Below are 17,915 nucleotides of genomic sequence, written 5' to 3'. Positions count from 1 at the left end.
CATGACACCGCAGGAATACCAACGTCGTCGCCAGGCGCTGCTGGCGCAAATGCAGCCCGGCAGCGCCGCGCTGATTTTTGCCGCGCCCGAAGTGACGCGCAGCGCGGACAGCGAATACCCGTATCGCCAGAGCAGCGATTTCTGGTATTTCACCGGCTTTAACGAGCCGGAAGCTGTGCTGGTGCTGATTAAAAGCGACGAGACGCATAACCACAGCGTATTGTTCAACCGCGTGCGCGATCTGACCGCGGAGATCTGGTTCGGCCGTCGTCTGGGGCAGGATGCCGCGCCGGAAAAGCTGGGTGTTGACCGCGCGCTGGCCTTCAGTGAAATTAATCAACAGCTGTATCAACTGCTTAACGGTCTGGACACCGTTTACCACGCGCAGGGCGAATATGCCTGGGCCGATGAGATCGTCTTTTCCGCGCTGGAAAAATTGCGTAAAGGCAGCCGGCAGAATCTGAAAGCGCCGTCTACCCTGACCGACTGGCGGCCGATGGTGCATGAAATGCGCCTGTTCAAATCGGAAGAGGAGATCGCCGTTATGCGTCGCGCCGGGGAGATCACCGCGCTGGCGCATACCCGGGCGATGGAAAAATGCCGTCCGGGGATGTACGAGTATCAGCTGGAAGGCGAAATCCATCACGAATTTAATCGCCACGGCGCACGCTTTCCCTCTTATAACACCATTGTCGGCAGCGGTGAAAATGGCTGCATTCTGCACTACACCGAAAACGAAAGCGAAATGCGCGACGGCGATCTGGTGCTGATTGATGCAGGCTGTGAATACAAAGGCTATGCGGGCGACATTACGCGCACCTTCCCGGTGAACGGCAAATTCACCGCGGCCCAGCGGGAAATTTACGACATCGTACTCGAGTCGCTGGAAACCAGTCTGCGCCTGTACCGTCCGGGAACCTCCATTCAGGAAGTCACCGGCGAAGTGGTGCGTATTATGATTAGCGGGCTGGTGAAGCTGGGCATTCTGCACGGCGAGGTGGATCAGCTGATTGCCGACAACGCTCATCGGCCGTTCTTTATGCATGGCCTGAGCCACTGGCTGGGGCTGGATGTGCATGATGTTGGCGAATATGGTCAGGAGCGCTCGCGCATCCTCGAACCGGGCATGGTGATTACCGTTGAGCCGGGGCTGTACATCGCTCCGGACGCCGATGTGCCGGAAGCCTGGCGTGGGATCGGCATTCGCATCGAAGACGACATTCTGATCACCGAAAACGGCAACGAAAATCTTACCGCCAGCGTCGTGAAAAAGGCCGATGAGATTGAAGCGCTGATGGCGGCAGCGCGCCAGCAATGAGCGTGATCATCGTTGGCGGCGGTATGGTCGGTGCGACGCTGGCGCTGGCTATTTCACAGCTCAGTCACGGAACGCTGCCGGTACATCTGATTGAAGCGACGGCGCCGGAGGCCGACGGGCATCCGGGATTTGATGCGAGGGCGATTGCGCTGGCGGCGGGCACCTGTCAGCAGCTGGCACGGATAGGCGTGTGGCAGGCGATTGCCGATTGCGCCACCGCCATTACTACCGTTCACGTCAGCGATCGCGGTCATGCCGGATTTGTCACTCTCGATGCCGACGACTATCGCCTCCCGGCGCTGGGACAGGTGGTCGAACTGCACGAGGTGGGTCTGCGCCTGTTTTCTCTGTTGCGCAAAGCGCCGGGCGTCACGCTGCACTGTCCGCAGCGGGTGGCCAGCGTGGCGCGTACCCAGGAGCAGGTGAGCGTGACGCTGGAAAGCGGCGAGACGCTTTCCGCAAACCTGCTGGTCGCTGCGGATGGGACGCGCTCGGCACTGGCCAGCGCCTGCGGTATCGACTGGCAGCAGGAGCCCTACGAACAGCTGGCGGTGATCGCCAACGTCGCCACTTCGGTTGCGCATCACGGGCGCGCCTTCGAGCGCTTTACCGCGCACGGGCCGCTGGCGATGCTGCCGATGTCTGCTGGCCGCTGTTCGCTGGTGTGGTGCCATCCGCGGGACAAGCGCGATGAGATTCTGGCCTGGTCGGATGAACGCTTCTGCCGTGAGCTGCAGGCGGCCTTCGGCTGGCGGCTGGGACGGATTACCCAGGCAGGTAAACGCAGCGCGTACCCGCTTGCGCTGACCACGGCGGCGAAAGCGTTTACCCATCGGACCGTGCTGGTGGGCAATGCGGCGCAGACGCTGCATCCCATCGCCGGGCAGGGGTTTAACCTCGGATTGCGCGACGTGATGAGTCTTGCCGAAACCCTGATGCAGGTTCATGCCCTGAAGCGCGATGTGGGCGACTATAGCGTCCTCTCAGCGTACCAGCAGCGCCGCCAGGAAGATCGCAATGCCACTATCGGCGTCACGGACGGTCTGGTGCATCTGTTTGCCAACCGCTGGGCGCCGCTGCTGGTTGGGCGGAATGTTGGTCTGATGGCGATGGAGTTATTTCCTCCGGCACGCGATGCGCTGGCGAAGCGCACGCTTGGCTGGGTTGCGCGTTAAGGCCTCCATCCGCCTGACCGGTACGGTGTAATTGCCTGATGGCGCTACGCTTATCAGGCCTACGAATTGTCTCCGGGCGGAAGGTGTCAGCCGCCATCCGGCAATGTGTCCGGTGTGGGCGTTAATTTCCCGTAGGTCGGATAAGGCGCAGCCGCCATCCGGCAGAATCGGCACAACTGCCTGATGATGCTACGCTTATCAGATCCACGAATAACGAACGACGTTTTTGACCAGGAGTAAACAGTGCAAAGTGTTGATGTAGCTATTGTTGGTGGAGGCATGGTTGGCCTGGCTGTCGCCTGCGGTTTGCAGGGCAGCGGACTGCGCGTCGCGGTTCTTGAGCAGCATGAACCGCAGCCTCTGGCAGCGGATGCGGCACCGGCGCTGCGCGTATCGGCTATCAACGCCGCCAGCGAAAAACTGCTTACCCGCCTCGGCGTGTGGTCAGAGATCGTCGCCCGCCGCGCCAGCTGTTACCACGGCATGGAAGTGTGGGATAAAGACAGTTTTGGGCGCATTAAATTTGACGATAAAAGCATGGGCTACAGCCATCTTGGCCATATCGTTGAAAATGCGGTAATTCATTACGCCCTGTGGCAAAAGGCGCAGCAGGCCGCCGACATCACGCTGCTGGCCCCCGCGGAATTGCAGCAGGCGGCGTGGGGCGAAAACGAAACCTTCCTGACGCTTAAAGACGGGACGATGCTGACGGCGCGTCTGGTGGTTGGTGCCGACGGAGCGAACTCCTGGCTGCGCAATAAAGCGGATATTCCGCTGACCTTCTGGGACTATCGTCATCATGCGCTGGTCGCCACTATCCGCACGGAAGAGGCGCACGGCGCGGTTGCCCGGCAGACGTTTCACGGTGACGGGATTCTGGCGTTTCTGCCGCTTCGCGATCCGCATCTGTGCTCGATCGTCTGGTCGCTCTCGCCTGAAGAAGCGGAGCGGATGCAGCAGGCGGATGACGCTGAGTTTAACCAGGCGCTGACGATCGCTTTTGATAATCATCTGGGACTGTGCCGCGTGGAGAGCGAACGTCAGATCTATCCGCTGACGGGACGTTACGCCCGCCAGTTTGCCGCGCACCGCCTGGCGCTGGTCGGCGATGCTGCCCATACCATTCATCCGCTGGCGGGTCAGGGCGTGAATCTCGGCTTTATGGATGCCGCGGAACTTATCGACGATCTGAAACGTCTGCATCGCCAGGGTAAAGATATTGGTCAGCACCTCTATCTGCGCCGCTACGAGCGCAGCCGCAAGCACAGCGCGGCGCTGATGCTGGCCGGTATGCAGGGCTTTCGCGAGCTGTTTGCGGGTGAGAATCCGGCGAAAAAACTGCTGCGTGATATTGGCCTCAAGCTGGCCGACACCCTTCCCGGCGTTAAACCGCAGCTTATTCGCCAGGCTATGGGTCTGAACGATCTTCCTGAATGGCTGCGCTGAACATCCTCCTCATTCTCATAGTTTGAAACCCGTCACATTTCTCTCTCCCGGCAGCGTTGCCGGGAGCGTTTGCTCATTTGAAATAAACTAATTTCACCGCTGATTTCGCATTACTTTTTCTAATTTTAGGATTTTTCAATTTCGCGATTTTTGACAACTTTTCCGTATTTAATATTTTATTATGCCGATTTATACCATTTTGACTGGAATAATATATGGCGTTAGGGTGCACAATGCAGAGTATTGTGTTTTTGCCCGACAGGTGAAATTTTGTCATAAGCTAATGTGATGATTAATTTTGTCTTATGGTTTAGCGCCGGGTTCGGTGGTAAGTTCAGGGTCAAAGAGAACGTTTGCGTCGGGGCCGGGAAATGGCTTCGATGCCGGGTTTCGTGGTGAAAATTGCATCGCGAAATGGTTGTCAGCCCCGCTTATTCAATGAGGACAAGATGGCTCAACAGACTCCTTTGTACGAACAACACACGCTATGTGGCGCGCGCATGGTCGATTTTCATGGCTGGATGATGCCCCTGCATTACGGTTCTCAGCTTGATGAACACCATGCGGTCCGCACCGACGCCGGGATGTTTGATGTGTCGCATATGACCATCGTCGATCTGCACGGCAGCCGCACCCGGGAGTTTTTGCGTTATCTGCTGGCGAACGACGTAGCGAAGCTCACCAGAACCGGCAAAGCCCTGTACTCCGGTATGCTCAACGCTTCGGGCGGCGTGATAGATGACCTGATTGTTTATTACTTTACCGAAGACTTCTTCCGCCTCGTTGTTAACTCCGCCACCCGCGAAAAAGACCTCTCCTGGATCACCCAACACGCCGAACCTTACGCCATTGAGATTACCGTTCGTGACGACCTGTCGCTGATTGCGGTACAGGGGCCGAACGCGCAGGCGAAAGCCGCCACGCTGTTTACCGACGAGCAGCGTCAGGCGGTGGAAGGCATGAAGCCGTTCTTTGGCGTGCAGGCAGGCGACCTGTTTATCGCCACTACCGGCTACACCGGCGAAGCGGGCTATGAAATTGCGATGCCGAACGAAAAGGCGGCGGATTTCTGGCACGCGCTGGTGGAGGCGGGCGTGAAGCCATGCGGTCTCGGCGCGCGCGATACGCTGCGTCTGGAAGCAGGGATGAACCTGTACGGCCAGGAGATGGACGAGGGGATTTCGCCGCTGGCGGCCAATATGGGCTGGACCATCGCCTGGGAACCGGCTGACCGCGACTTTATCGGGCGTGAAGCGCTGGAGATGCAGCGCGAGAAAGGCACTGAACAACTGGTGGGCCTGGTGATGACCGAAAAAGGCGTGCTGCGTAATGAACTACCGGTGCGCTTTACCGATGCGCAGGGCAATCAGCGCGAAGGCGTGATCACCAGCGGCACCTTCTCCCCGACGCTGGGCTACAGCATTGCGCTGGCGCGCGTGCCGGAAGGCATTGGCGAGACGGCGATAGTGCAGATCCGTAACCGCGAAATGCCGGTGAAAGTGACTAAACCTGTTTTTGTGCGTAACGGCAAAGCCGTCGCGTGATTCATCCTTTTCTGGAGATTGATTAATGAGCAACGTACCAGCAGAACTGAAATACAGCAAAGAACACGAATGGCTGCGCAAAGAGGCAGACGGCTCTTACACCGTGGGGATTACCGAACACGCTCAGGAACTGCTGGGCGATATGGTTTTTGTTGACCTGCCGGAAGTGGGCGCGACCGTCAGCGCAGGCGACGACTGCGCGGTAGCCGAGTCGGTGAAGGCGGCGTCTGACATCTATGCGCCAATTAGCGGCGAAATCGTGGCCGTTAACGACGCGCTGAGCGACTCTCCGGAGCAGGTCAACAGCGAGCCGTATGGCGCAGGCTGGATCTTCAAAATCAAGGCCAGCGATGAGAGCGAACTGGATTCGCTGCTGGATGCCAGCGCGTATGAAGCATTACTCGAAGACGAGTAAATACGCTTTTGCCGGATGGCGCTGCGCTTATCCTGCCTACAGACGAGCGTAGGCCCGGTAAGCGTTAGCGCCGCCGGGCACGTAACCAGAGCAAAGGCCCGAAGCGCAAGCGCCGCCGGGCATACAGATCGAGACAATCACGATTCACTGCACGTTTCAGGAACCATCGCCCATGACACAGACGTTAAGCCAGCTTGAAAACAGCGGCGCTTTCATTGAACGCCACATCGGACCGGACGCCGCGCAGCAGCAGGAGATGCTGAATGCGATTGGCGCCGGGTCGTTAAATGCGCTGATCGGCCAGATTGTGCCGAAAGATATTCAGCTCGCCACTCCGCCGCAGGTGGGTGAGGCAGCGACGGAATACGCCGCGCTGGCTGAATTAAAAGCCATCGCCGGACGCAACAAGCGCTTTACGTCCTACATTGGCATGGGCTATACCGCTGTACATCTGCCGCCGGTTATCCTGCGCAATATGCTGGAAAATCCGGGCTGGTACACTGCCTATACGCCTTACCAGCCGGAAGTCTCCCAGGGCCGTCTGGAAGCGCTGCTGAACTTCCAGCAGGTGACGCTGGATCTGACCGGACTGGATATCGCTTCCGCTTCTCTGCTGGATGAAGCGACCGCCGCCGCCGAAGCAATGGCGATGGCGAAGCGCGTCAGCAAACTGAAAAACGCCGGTCGCTTCTTCGTGGCTGCTGACGTGCATCCGCAAACGCTGGACGTTGTGCGCACGCGTGCGCAGACCTTCGGCTTTGAAGTGATTGTCGATGACGCAGAAAAAGTGCTGGATCATCAGGATGTGTTCGGCGTGCTGTTGCAGCAGGTGGGCACCACCGGTGAGGTCCATGACTACAGCGCGCTGATAAGCGAACTGAAGACGCGCAAAGTGATTGTCAGCGTCGCCGCCGATTTTATGGCGCTGGTGCTGTTGACCGCGCCGGGCAAACAGGGGGCGGACATTGTTTTCGGTTCCGCGCAACGCTTTGGCGTGCCGATGGGCTACGGCGGCCCGCACGCGGCATTCTTTGCCGCAAAAGACGAATTCAAACGCTCCATGCCGGGTCGTATTATCGGCGTCTCGAAAGATGCGGCGGGCAATACCGCGCTGCGCATGGCGATGCAGACGCGCGAGCAGCATATCCGCCGTGAAAAAGCGAACTCCAATATCTGTACCTCGCAGGTGCTGCTGGCCAATATCGCCAGCCTGTATGCGGTCTATCACGGCCCGGTCGGCCTGAAGCGCATCGCTAACCGTATTCACCGTCTGACCGATATTCTGGCGGCAGGGCTGCAGCAGAAGGGGCTGAAACTGCGTCACGCGCACTATTTCGATACCCTGTGCGTGGAAGTGGCGGACAAAGCCGCGGTGCTGGCGCGCGCTGAAGCGGCAGAGATCAACCTGCGTAGCGACATCATTAACGCGGTCGGCATCACCCTTGATGAAACCACTACACGCGACAACGTCCTGCAACTGTTTACCGTGCTGCTGGGCGACGGACACGGGCTGAATATTGATGCGCTGGATAAAGAGGTGGCCCACGACAGCCGCTCCATTCAGGAGAGTATGCTGCGCGACGACGCGATCCTGAGCCATCCGGTGTTCAACCGCTATCACAGCGAAACCGAAATGATGCGCTATATGCATTCGCTGGAGCGCAAAGATCTGGCGCTGAACCAGGCGATGATCCCGCTGGGCTCCTGCACCATGAAGCTGAACGCGGCGGCGGAAATGATCCCCATTACCTGGCCGGAATTTGCCGAGCTGCATCCGTTCTGCCCGCCTGAGCAGGCCGAAGGCTACCAGCAGATGATCGGCCAGCTTGCCGACTGGCTGGTGAAGCTGACCGGCTACGACGCCGTCTGTATGCAGCCAAACTCCGGCGCTCAGGGCGAATACGCCGGTCTGCTGGCAATTCGTCACTATCATGAAAGCCGCAACGAAGGGCACCGCGATATCTGCCTGATCCCGGCTTCTGCGCACGGCACCAACCCGGCCTCCGCCCAGATGGCGGGTATGCAGGTGGTGGTGGTGGCCTGTGATAAAAACGGCAACATCGATCTTACGGATTTACGCGTGAAGGCGGAGCAGGCGGGCGAAAATCTCTCCTGCATCATGGTGACCTATCCGTCCACCCACGGCGTGTACGAAGAGACGATCCGTGAAGTGTGTGAAGTTGTCCATCAGTTCGGCGGCCAGGTTTATCTCGACGGCGCGAACATGAACGCCCAGGTCGGTATCACCTCGCCGGGCTTTATTGGCGCCGACGTTTCGCATCTCAACCTGCATAAAACCTTCTGCATTCCGCACGGCGGCGGTGGTCCGGGGATGGGACCGATTGGCGTGAAAGCGCACCTGGCGCCGTTTGTGCCGGGCCACAGCGTGGTGCAGATTGAAGGGATGCTGACCCGTCAGGGCGCGGTTTCCGCCGCACCGTTCGGCAGCGCCTCTATTCTGCCGATCAGCTGGATGTACATCCGTATGATGGGCGCGGAAGGGCTGAAGCAGGCAAGCCAGGTGGCGATCCTGAACGCCAACTACATCGCCAGCCGCCTGAAAGAGGCGTTCCCGGTGCTGTATACCGGTCGCGATGGCCGCGTGGCGCACGAGTGTATTCTCGACATTCGTCCGCTGAAAGAAGAGACCGGCATCAGCGAACTGGATATCGCCAAACGCCTGATCGACTACGGCTTCCACGCGCCGACCATGTCTTTCCCGGTAGCGGGCACGCTGATGGTTGAACCGACGGAATCGGAAAGCAAGGTCGAACTTGATCGCTTTATTGATGCGATGCTGGCGATCCGCGCTGAAATCGACCAGGTGAAAGCTGGCGTCTGGCCGCTGGAGGATAACCCGCTGGTTAACGCGCCGCACACCCAGAATGAACTGGTGGCGGAGTGGAGCCATTGTTATAGCCGTGAAGTCGCAGTGTTCCCGGCTGGCGTGGCGAACAAATACTGGCCGACCGTGAAGCGTCTGGATGATGTTTACGGCGACCGTAATCTATTCTGCTCCTGCGTACCGATGAGCGAATACCAGTAATCTTTCTGCCATACTATAGGCCGGGTAAGCGCAAGCGCCACCCGGCTTTTTTATAGGGGAAAGCTAATGCAATAGCACTCGTCGTAGGTTACGGGGGCAGCGATACCGCTTAAGGCGAAGCCACCACCCGACAATCACAGTTACAGATTCTCGCCGTTGCTGGCAATCACCTCTTTATACCAGTTAAAGCTCTTTTTACGGGAACGCGACATATCGCCCGTGCCGTCGTCATGCTTGTTAACGTAAATAAAGCCATAGCGTTTGCTGTACTGACCGGTAGTGAACGAGACGCAGTCGATGCAGCCCCACGGGGTGTAGCCCATTAGCTCCACGCCGTCATACGTTACCGCCTTGATCATCTCTGCGATATGGGCGCGCAGGTAGTCGATGCGATAATCGTCATTGATGCTGCCGTCCGCTTCGACTTTATCGTATGCGCCAAAGCCGTTTTCGACGATAAACAGCGGCTTCTGATAGCGCTCGTACAGTTCGCACAGGGAGTAACGCAGGCCAACCGGATCGATCTGCCAGCCCCAGTCGGAGGCTTTCACGTGCGGGTTCGGCACGCTGCCCTCAAAACCGGAAATCGCATCCCCGCTGCCGCCTTCGGCTTTCACCGCGTTGGTCATGTAATAGCTGAAGCCCAAATAGTCGCAGGTGCCTTCGCGCAGAATATCCGTGTCGCCGTCTTCCATCTGAATGGTGAAACCGCGGCGCTGCCACTCGTTCAGCACGTAAGAGGGGTAGTAACCGCGAAGCTGAACGTCGGTGAACACATAGCGCTCGCGCATCGACTCCTGGGCGAACATTACATCTTCCGGCTTACAGGAGAAGGGATACAGCGCCACCATCGCCAGCATACAGCCAACCTTCATCTGCGGATTAATGCGACGCGCGGCTTTCACCGCCAGCGCGCTGGCGACAAACTGATGGTGCAGCACCTGATACATCGTCTCTTCAGGGTTATCGTGTTCGGTATACACCACGCCCGAGCAGCAGTAGCCAAACAGCTGCGCGCGCCAGTTGCGCTGGTTGTTGATCTCATTGAAGGTCATCCAGTATTTGACCTTATGTTTGTAGCGTTCGAACACCACTTCCGCGAAACGGACAAAGAAGTCCACCACCTTGCGGTTGGTCCAGCCGCCGTACTGCCGGACCAGATGCAGGGGCATTTCAAAGTGAGAGAGGGTGATCACCGGTTCGATGTTGTATTTGAGCAACTCATCAAACATATCGTCGTAGAACTTCAGCCCTTCTTCATTCGGCTGCGTTTCGTCACCCTGCGGGAAGATGCGCGTCCAGGCGATGGAGGTGCGAAAACATTTGAAGCCCATTTCGGCAAACAGTTTGATGTCTTCTTTAATAGTGACTATAAAAATCCACCGCTTCGTGGTTCGGATAGTATTTTCCCGGCATGACCTGCTGAGTAATTTCACGCGGTACGCCGTGGGCGCCGCCGGTCAGAACGTCACAAATGCTCGGGCCTTTGCCGCCCTTATTCCAGCCGCCTTCCACCTGATGCGCCGCGACCGCGCCGCCCCATAAGAAATCTTTCGCTAAGGTGAGTTTTTTCATCGTTGCGTCGCCTCAAATTGATGCAAATTGATTTGAGTCTAACAAAGGGAAGGTAAATGTCACGATATAACAAAGCCGATGTTTTTTAAGTGAAACTTTCCGACGGAGAGCGCAGGGCGCCTGCATTATCATTGCCTGAAATTTGCGTGGTAATATCGTAAACCGTCTTTCTCTTCAGGGATTAATAACATGCAGCCAAATGACATAACTTTTTTTCAGCGCTTCCAGGACGATATTCTGGCAGGCCGGAAAACTATCACCATTCGCGATGCGTCAGAATCGCACTTCAGGGCAGGGGATATTTTGCGGGTAGGGCGCTTCGAAGATGACATTTATTTCTGCACGATTGAAGTGGTTGCGACGTCGACCGTCACGCTGGAGACGCTGACGGAAAAACACGCGCAGCAGGAAAACATGACGCTTGATGAACTGAAACGGGTGATTAGCGAAATTTACCCGAATGAGACGCATTTTTATGTGATTGATTTTAAATGTCTTTGAGTTTGACTAACAGTTGTAAGTCGAGATTTTAACTCCAGGTTGATGATTTGTAATATTTTATTTAGTTGTTGTTTTTATTTTAGCTAACAGGTGTTCACTGGAACCATTCTCAGTTACGCTAGAGAGGCAATCACGAATGTGTTCGTCTTTCCGGAGTAAGCTATGGTCCAGAAGCCATTAATCGCCCAGGGATATTCACTGGCGGAGGAGATCGCCAACAGCATCAGTCACGGCATCGGGCTGGTGTTTGGTATTGTCGGCCTGGTGCTGTTACTGGTACAGGCGGTGGATATGAACGCTGGTACGACGGCGATCGCCAGTTACAGTCTGTATGGCGGCAGCATGATTTTGCTGTTTCTGGCCTCCACGCTGTATCACGCAATCCCGCATCAGCGCGCCAAGGTGTGGCTGAAAAAGTTCGACCACTGCGCAATCTATTTGCTGATTGCCGGTACCTATACGCCGTTTCTGCTGGTGGGTCTGGATTCACCGCTGGCGCGCGGGCTGATGATGGTGATCTGGGGTCTGGCGCTGCTCGGTATTCTGTTTAAGCTGACCATTGCGCACCGCTTTAAGGTGCTGTCGCTGGTGACCTATCTGACGATGGGCTGGCTGTCGCTGATTGTGGTGTACCAGTTAGCGATTAAGCTGGCGGCAGGCGGCGTAACGTTGCTGGCGGTTGGCGGCGTGGTCTATTCGCTGGGGGTGATTTTTTACGTCTGCAAGCGTATTCCGTACAACCATGCCATCTGGCACGGCTTTGTACTCGGCGGCAGCGTGTGCCATTTCCTCGCCATTTATCTGTACGTCGGGCAGGCGCAATAATTGCCGGATGACGGCTAACGCCTTATCCGGCCTACGGTTCGCCGGGTAGGCCTGATAAGCGTAGCGCCATCAGGCATGTTTTTACTCTTCCAGCGAATAGGGCAGCGGTTTAATGTGCAGCGTACCGGCATCGTCGCGAACGCGGAATACGCTGTCGGCTTCCATATCGTTGTTCATCACTACCTGCACCAGCACCTGTCCGTCATCCAGTTGCGCTGCGGCGAGCACCGTGCCGGTTCGGCGCCAGTTTTCTCCCATCTGCAGCTCCAGGTCTTCCCCGGCTTCCGGAACGCGGCTGGCCTTACCCGCCAGATACCACAACGCCCGCTTGTTGGCGCCGCGGAATTTCGCCCGGGCGACCATCTCCTGGCCGGTATAGCAGCCTTTTTTAAAGCTAATGCCGCCCAGCGCCTGAATATTAGTGGCCTGAGGAATGAACTGCGCGCTGTTCGCCGCGTCTATCACCGGAATACCGGCTTCGATATCCAGCGCCAGCCACTGCTGGCTGTTGTTCAGCTCCGCTTCGCCGCGCAGTTTCTCGCAGAGAGTTTCCGCGGTGGCGGCATCGGTGACCAGCAGGAAACGCTCCGCCGGATGCGCAAACCACAGCACGGTGGTGGCGCCGTCGCGGGTGACCGGTTTTTCAGCGTCCGGCAGTTCGCCAAACAGGTTCGCCAGCGCGGCGCGCGCCTGAAAGCCTGCGACGCCAAGCAGCACGCGCTCGTCGTCCGGGGCGATAACCACTTTCGAGAACACGGCGTATTTTTTCAGTTCGGTCAATTGCGATTCACGCAGGCTGCGGCGCTCAATCCACGCAAAGCCTTCGCCGTCGCGGAACAGCCGCAGAGGACTCCACATTTTGCCTTTAGCGTCACAGTGGGCCGCCAGCACGTGCTGCTGTTCCGTCAACTGACTCACATCGGCAGTCACCTGGCCCTGAATATACTTTTCGCTGTCAGCGCCGGTAATCGTGGCCAGCGCCCAGTCGTCGAGCGTCATCAGCGTCAGGGGCAAACGGGCGGAAGCTGACGGCTGACGAGGTGGAAAGGGTGTAAATGCCATAATAATGTCCTGATTTGCTTAACGCAGTAATAATGACTAATGGTAAAAGAGCTATTGCCCAATGCAAGCGCTTTAATCATCCCATTTGTGCCTTATTACTCGTATTGCGAGGCGTTATCCGCGATTAATGAAACCCTTGTCTTACTGTGGAATTAAATGGCGATCGTGCTTGCGGTTATCGATATTCCCGCAAACTACGATGAAAAACACGTTACAATAGCCGGATAGCTCATTTTCGTGAGACAGGAAGAAGATCATGGATATTAACAATAAAGCACGTATTCACTGGGCATGCCGTCGCGGTATGCGTGAACTCGATATTTCAATCATGCCGTTTTTCGAACATGAATACGACACGTTAAGCGATGCGGAAAAACGCATTTTCGTCCGCCTGCTGGAGTGTGACGATCCAGATTTATTTAACTGGTTAATGAATCACGGTAAACCGGCAGATGCTGAACTGGAGCAGATGGTACGACTCATCCAGATACGGAATCGGGATCGTGGTCCTGTGGCAATCTGATCTTCGCGTCTCATGGCGCGCGCAGTGGCTGTCGCTACTCCTGCATGGCCTGGTGGCCGCGGCGATTTTATTAATGCCTTGGCCGTTGAGTTACACGCCGCTGTGGTTGTTATTACTTTCACTGGTCGTGTTTGACTGCGTTCGCAGTCAGCGGCGAATTAATGCCTGTCAGGGCGAGGTGAAACTGCTGATGGATGGCCGGCTGCACTGGCAGGGGCAGGACTGGTCGGTTATCAGCGCCCCGTGGATGATGAAAGCCGGGATGATGCTGCGCCTGCGTTCAGACGGCGGTAAACGCCAGCACCTGTGGATCGCGGCGGACAGCATGGATGAGGCGGAGTGGCGCGATCTCTGCCGCCTGATGCTGCAACCGTCGACGCAGCGCTAAAGCTGACGGTCGGGGCGAAACCTGGGCCGTCAGGTCGAGGCGTTCAGGCATAGTGTTCGGCCATTTCGCCGAGGATTTGTTCGCACCAGGCCTGAATACGCTCATCGCTGAGATCGTACTGGTTGGTTTCATCGAGCGCCAGGCCGACGAACAGCTGGCCGTCGGCGATAACCGGTTTCGGGCTGGTGAATTCATAGCCCTCGGTCGGCCAGTAGCCGACGAATCTGACGCCTTTGGTCGACAGCTTGTCATGCAGCATGCCCAGCGCATCAAGGAACCATTCGCCGTAGCCTAACTGGTCGCCCATGCCGTAGAGCGCGACAATTTTGCCTTCGAGGTTGAGTTCGTCCAGTTGATCCCAGACGGCTTCCCAGTCCTCCTGGATTTCGCCGAAATCCCAGGTCGGGATGCCGAGGATCAGGACATCGTACTGCTCCATCAGGGCTGGCGCGTCGTCTTTCAGATTGTGCAGCGTGACCAGCTCCGGGCCGATGATGTCGCGTATTTTTTCCGCCGCCATCTCGGTGTAGCAGGTGCTGGAACCATAAAAAAGACCAATTTTCATCACGTAAACATCTCAATACTTGCTTTGACCTTACGCGTAGTGTACCAGAAACCCGTACCATTGAGTCATAATGGCGGATTACAGAACCAAAGAGGCAGATGTGGAAAAGGATCTCGCACGCATCGAACAGTTTCTTGATGCGCTGTGGCTGGAGAAAAATCTGGCGGAAAACACCCTGAGCGCCTACCGTCGCGATCTCACCATGCTGGTGGAGTGGCTTGCGCATCGCAAGGCGTCGCTGGAAACCGCGCAAAGCGAGGATCTGCAGGCGCTGCTGGCCGAGAGGATGGACGGCGGTTATAAAGCGACCAGTACGGCGCGGCTGCTGAGCGCGGTGCGTCGGCTTTTTCAGCACCTGTATCGCGAAAAGATTCGCCCGGACGATCCGAGCGCCGCGCTGGCGTCGCCCAAACTGCCGCAGCGCCTGCCGAAAGATCTCAGTGAAGCGCAGGTGGAGAGATTATTACAGGCGCCGGTGGTTGACCAGCCGCTGGAGTTACGCGATAAAGCGATGCTTGAGATCCTTTACGCCACCGGTTTGCGCGTGTCGGAGCTTGTCGGACTAACGATGAGCGACGTCAGCCTGCGGCAGGGCGTGGTCCGCGTGATCGGCAAAGGCAACAAAGAGCGCCTCGTTCCGCTGGGCGAAGAGGCGGTGTACTGGCTGGAGACGTATCTGGAACATGGGCGGCCCTGGCTACTCAACGGCGTGTCGATTGACGTGCTGTTCCCCAGCCAGCGCGCGCAGCAGATGACGCGCCAGACTTTCTGGCATCGTATTAAACATTATGCGGTGCTGGCGGGAATCGACAGCGAAAAGCTGTCGCCGCACGTTTTGCGTCACGCCTTTGCGACACATTTGCTTAATCATGGCGCTGACCTGCGCGTGGTGCAGATGCTGCTGGGACACAGCGATCTCTCCACGACGCAAATTTATACCCATGTCGCGACCGAACGCTTGCGTCAACTTCATCAACAGCATCATCCAAGGGCATGATAGCTGCAAGAACAGGAAAAGTTATGAAAAAAGGTTTAATGATATTCACTTTGCTGGCCACCGCGTTTTCCGGTCTGGCGCATGCGGATGACGCCGCGATTCGTCAGTCGCTGACTAAACTGGGCGTCCAGAGCACGGATATTCAGCCCGCGCCGGTTGCCGGGATGAAAACGGTAATGACCAATAGCGGCGTGCTGTACGTGACCGAAGATGGCAAACATATCATTCAGGGGCCGATGTACGACGTCAGCGGCGCGAGTCCGGTAAACGTGACCAATCAGCTGCTAATGAAGAACCTGAATGCGCTGGAAAAAGAGATGATCGTTTACAAAGCGCCGCAGGAAAAACATGTCATTACCGTCTTTACCGACATCACCTGCGGCTATTGCCACAAGCTGCACGAAGAGATGAAGGATTACAACGCGCTGGGGATTACCGTGCGCTATCTGGCTTTCCCGCGTCAGGGACTGGAAAGCCAGGCGGAGAAAGATATGAAATCCATCTGGTGCGCGAAAGATAAAAATAAGGCCTTTGACGACGCGATGGCGGGCAAGGGCGTGCAGGCCGCCACCTGCGATATCGACATCGCTAACCACTACGCGCTGGGCGTACAGTTTGGCGTCAGCGGCACGCCGGCGATGGTGCTGAGCAACGGCTACGTGGTGCCGGGCTATCAGGGGCCGAAAGAGTTGAAGGCGTTCCTTGACGCACATCAGAAACAGACCAGCGGTAAGTAACCGGCGTGAAAAAAGAGATACAGCTTCGTCGACGAGAGGTCGATGAGACGGCAGATCTGCCTGCCGATCTCCCGCCATTACTGCGCCGCCTGTATGCCAGTCGCGGCGTGCGTAGCGCCCGCGATCTGGAGCGCAGCGTAAAAGGGATGCTGCCCTGGCAGCAGCTGAGCGGCGTCGATAAGGCGGTTGATATTCTTTATAACGCCTTTCGCGAGGGGACGCGCATCATCGTGGTCGGCGACTTTGATGCCGATGGCGCCACCAGTACCGCGCTGAGCGTGCTGGGGATGCGCGCGCTGGGCTGCAATAACGTCGGCTATCTGGTGCCTAACCGCTTTGAGGATGGCTACGGCCTGAGTCCGGAAGTGGTTGACCAGGCGCACGCCCGCGGCGCGCAGCTGATTGTGACCGTTGATAACGGCATCTCTTCCCACGCGGGGGTCGATCACGCCAGCGCGCTGGGGATCCCGGTGGTGGTGACCGATCACCACTTGCCGGGCGACACGCTGCCCGCGGCGCAGGCGATTATTAACCCGAACCTGCGCGACTGCGATTTCCCGTCAAAGTCGCTGGCGGGCGTGGGCGTGGCGTTTTATCTGATGCTCGCTTTGCGTACCTACCTGCGCGACAAAGGCTGGTTTGACGAGCGCGGCATTGCGCCGCCGAATCTGGCGGAACTGCTGGATCTGGTGGCGCTTGGCACCGTGGCGGATGTGGTGCCGCTGGATGCCAATAACCGCATTCTTACCTGGCAAGGCTTAAGCCGTATCCGCGCCGGAAAGTGCCGTCCGGGGATCAAGGCGCTGCTGGAGGTGTCTAATCGCGATCCGCAGAAATTGGCCGCCAGCGACTTAGGCTTTGCGCTCGGCCCGCGTCTGAATGCCGCAGGTCGCTTGGACGATATGTCCGTCGGCGTGGCGCTGCTGTTATGTGACAACATCGGCGAAGCGCGGGTGCTGGCCAACGAGCTGGACGCGCTGAACCAGACGCGTAAAGAGATTGAGCAGGGGATGCAGGCGGAAGCGCTGACCCTGTGCGAGAAGCTGGAGCGTAGTCGCGACGCATTGCCCGGCGGTCTGGCGATGTATCATCCGGAGTGGCATCAGGGCGTCGTCGGCATTCTGGCGTCACGCATTAAAGAGCGTTTCCACCGTCCGGTGATTGCCTTTGCGCCTGCGGGCGACGGTACGTTGAAAGGTTCCGGACGTTCGATTCAGGGGCTGCATATGCGCGATGCGCTGGAGCGGCTGGATACGCTGTATCCGGGGCTGATGATTAAGTTCGGCGGTCATGCGATGGCGGCGGGACTGTCGCTGGAAGAGGCGAAGTTTGACCTGTTTCAGCAGCGCTTTGGCGAGCTGGTCACTGACTGGCTGGACCCCTCGTTGTTACAGGGAGAAATCATTTCCGACGGCCCGCTCAGCGCGGCAGAGATGACGATGGAGGTGGCCCAACTGCTGCGCGACGCGGGTCCCTGGGGACAGATGTTCCCGGAGCCGCTGTTTGACGGGCGTTTTCGTCTGCTCCAGCAGCGTCTGGTCGGCGAACGGCACCTGAAGGTAATGGTCGAACCGGTCGGCGGCGGCCCGCTGCTGGACGGCATCGCGTTTAACGTCGATACCACCTGCTGGCCGGATAACGGCGTGCGCGAAGTGGAACTGGCCTATAAGCTGGATATAAACGAGTTTCGCGGCAACCGCAGTTTGCAAATTATCATCGACAATATCTGGCCAATTTAGCGGCAGTAATGCCTATAAAAAAGAGCGTGGATTAGGTACAATCCCGCTCTTATCACCGC

Annotated in this window: 16 protein-coding genes and 1 pseudogene; 13 read left to right on the top strand and 4 right to left on the bottom strand. The window is 57.5% G+C overall.

Annotation, left to right across the window (positions count from 1 at the left end):
• Position 1 precedes the first annotated feature (1 nt).
• The 3 genes from pepP to ubiI all read left to right on the top strand — a co-directional run bounded on the left by pepP (position 2) and on the right by ubiI (position 3,939).
• Positions 2-1,318, top strand: coding sequence for a Xaa-Pro aminopeptidase (gene pepP / locus K7R23_RS01870; protein WP_012908770.1), 1,317 nt, complete (start codon positions 2-4; stop codon positions 1,316-1,318).
• Positions 1,315-2,493, top strand: coding sequence for a 2-octaprenyl-6-methoxyphenyl hydroxylase (gene ubiH / locus K7R23_RS01865; protein ID WP_012908771.1), 1,179 nt, complete (start codon positions 1,315-1,317; stop codon positions 2,491-2,493). The genes pepP and ubiH overlap by 4 nt, the downstream gene beginning before the upstream one ends.
• A gap of 243 nt (positions 2,494-2,736) precedes the next feature.
• Positions 2,737-3,939 (top strand): FAD-dependent 2-octaprenylphenol hydroxylase, encoded by a 1,203-nt coding sequence (gene ubiI / locus K7R23_RS01860; RefSeq protein WP_012908772.1) that lies wholly within the window; start codon positions 2,737-2,739, stop codon positions 3,937-3,939.
• A gap of 73 nt (positions 3,940-4,012) precedes the next feature.
• On the opposite strand, the gene K7R23_RS25885 is transcribed toward ubiI, so the two are convergent.
• The gene (locus K7R23_RS25885) at positions 4,013-4,216 is read right to left on the bottom strand and encodes a hypothetical protein (RefSeq protein ID WP_024133101.1); all 204 of its coding nucleotides are present in this window, start codon (positions 4,214-4,216) and stop codon (positions 4,013-4,015) included.
• Between the two features lie 172 nt (positions 4,217-4,388).
• On the opposite strand from K7R23_RS25885, the gene gcvT reads away from it, so the two are divergent.
• The 3 genes from gcvT to gcvP all read left to right on the top strand — a co-directional run bounded on the left by gcvT (position 4,389) and on the right by gcvP (position 8,944).
• Positions 4,389-5,483 (top strand): glycine cleavage system aminomethyltransferase GcvT, encoded by a 1,095-nt coding sequence (gcvT, locus tag K7R23_RS01855; RefSeq protein WP_012908773.1) that lies wholly within the window; start codon positions 4,389-4,391, stop codon positions 5,481-5,483.
• Between the two features lie 25 nt (positions 5,484-5,508).
• Entirely contained in the window at positions 5,509-5,898 is a 390-nt protein-coding gene (gcvH, locus tag K7R23_RS01850; RefSeq protein WP_012908774.1) for a glycine cleavage system protein GcvH, read from the top strand.
• A 172-nt stretch (positions 5,899-6,070) separates the two neighbouring features.
• Entirely contained in the window at positions 6,071-8,944 is a 2,874-nt protein-coding gene (gene gcvP / locus K7R23_RS01845) for an aminomethyl-transferring glycine dehydrogenase (RefSeq protein WP_012908775.1), read from the top strand.
• A gap of 140 nt (positions 8,945-9,084) precedes the next feature.
• Here the strand turns inward: gcvP and K7R23_RS01840 are convergent.
• Positions 9,085-10,519: pseudogene (locus K7R23_RS01840) on the bottom strand (6-phospho-beta-glucosidase).
• A 189-nt stretch (positions 10,520-10,708) separates the two neighbouring features.
• On the opposite strand from K7R23_RS01840, the gene yqfB reads away from it, so the two are divergent.
• Both yqfB and trhA read left to right on the top strand, forming a co-directional pair.
• Positions 10,709-11,020 (top strand): N(4)-acetylcytidine aminohydrolase, encoded by a 312-nt coding sequence (gene yqfB, locus K7R23_RS01835; protein ID WP_012908776.1) that lies wholly within the window; start codon positions 10,709-10,711, stop codon positions 11,018-11,020.
• Between the two features lie 162 nt (positions 11,021-11,182).
• The gene (gene trhA, locus K7R23_RS01830) at positions 11,183-11,845 is read left to right on the top strand and encodes a PAQR family membrane homeostasis protein TrhA (RefSeq protein ID WP_012908777.1); all 663 of its coding nucleotides are present in this window, start codon (positions 11,183-11,185) and stop codon (positions 11,843-11,845) included.
• 81 nt (positions 11,846-11,926) lie between these two features.
• Here the strand turns inward: trhA and ygfZ are convergent, their stop codons facing one another.
• Positions 11,927-12,907, bottom strand: coding sequence for a tRNA-modifying protein YgfZ (gene ygfZ, locus K7R23_RS01825; protein WP_012908778.1), 981 nt, complete (start codon positions 12,905-12,907; stop codon positions 11,927-11,929).
• 256 nt (positions 12,908-13,163) lie between these two features.
• Between ygfZ and sdhE the strand changes: the two genes are divergently transcribed.
• Positions 13,164-13,430: an FAD assembly factor SdhE gene (gene sdhE / locus K7R23_RS01820; protein ID WP_012908779.1), complete on the top strand. Its 267-nt coding sequence runs from the start codon at positions 13,164-13,166 to the stop codon at positions 13,428-13,430.
• Positions 13,411-13,818: a protein YgfX gene (locus tag K7R23_RS01815; RefSeq protein ID WP_012908780.1), complete on the top strand. Its 408-nt coding sequence runs from the start codon at positions 13,411-13,413 to the stop codon at positions 13,816-13,818. Before sdhE ends, K7R23_RS01815 begins: the two co-directional genes overlap by 20 nt.
• A 43-nt stretch (positions 13,819-13,861) precedes the next feature.
• Here the strand turns inward: K7R23_RS01815 and fldB are convergent, their stop codons facing one another.
• Positions 13,862-14,383 (bottom strand): flavodoxin FldB, encoded by a 522-nt coding sequence (fldB, locus tag K7R23_RS01810; RefSeq protein WP_012908781.1) that lies wholly within the window; start codon positions 14,381-14,383, stop codon positions 13,862-13,864.
• A gap of 100 nt (positions 14,384-14,483) precedes the next feature.
• Between fldB and xerD the strand changes: the two genes are divergently transcribed.
• From xerD to recJ, 3 genes are read left to right on the top strand one after another with little or no spacing between them, the layout of a single operon-like run.
• Positions 14,484-15,380 carry a site-specific tyrosine recombinase XerD gene (xerD, locus tag K7R23_RS01805; protein ID WP_012908782.1) on the top strand — a complete coding sequence of 299 codons (897 nt, stop codon included), beginning with the start codon at positions 14,484-14,486 and terminating at the stop codon, positions 15,378-15,380.
• Positions 15,381-15,403: 23 nt separating this feature from the next.
• Entirely contained in the window at positions 15,404-16,117 is a 714-nt protein-coding gene (dsbC, locus tag K7R23_RS01800) for a bifunctional protein-disulfide isomerase/oxidoreductase DsbC (protein ID WP_012908783.1), read from the top strand.
• A gap of 5 nt (positions 16,118-16,122) precedes the next feature.
• Positions 16,123-17,856 (top strand): single-stranded-DNA-specific exonuclease RecJ, encoded by a 1,734-nt coding sequence (gene recJ / locus K7R23_RS01795; protein WP_012908784.1) that lies wholly within the window; start codon positions 16,123-16,125, stop codon positions 17,854-17,856.
• The last annotated feature ends 59 nt before the right edge of the window (positions 17,857-17,915 follow it).

The organism is Citrobacter rodentium NBRC 105723 = DSM 16636 (assembly GCF_021278985.1).
Lineage (GTDB): Bacteria > Pseudomonadota > Gammaproteobacteria > Enterobacterales > Enterobacteriaceae > Citrobacter_A > Citrobacter_A rodentium.
The sequence above is the reverse complement of the archived record's forward strand: the minus strand, read 5'-3'. Positions and strand labels throughout refer to the sequence as shown.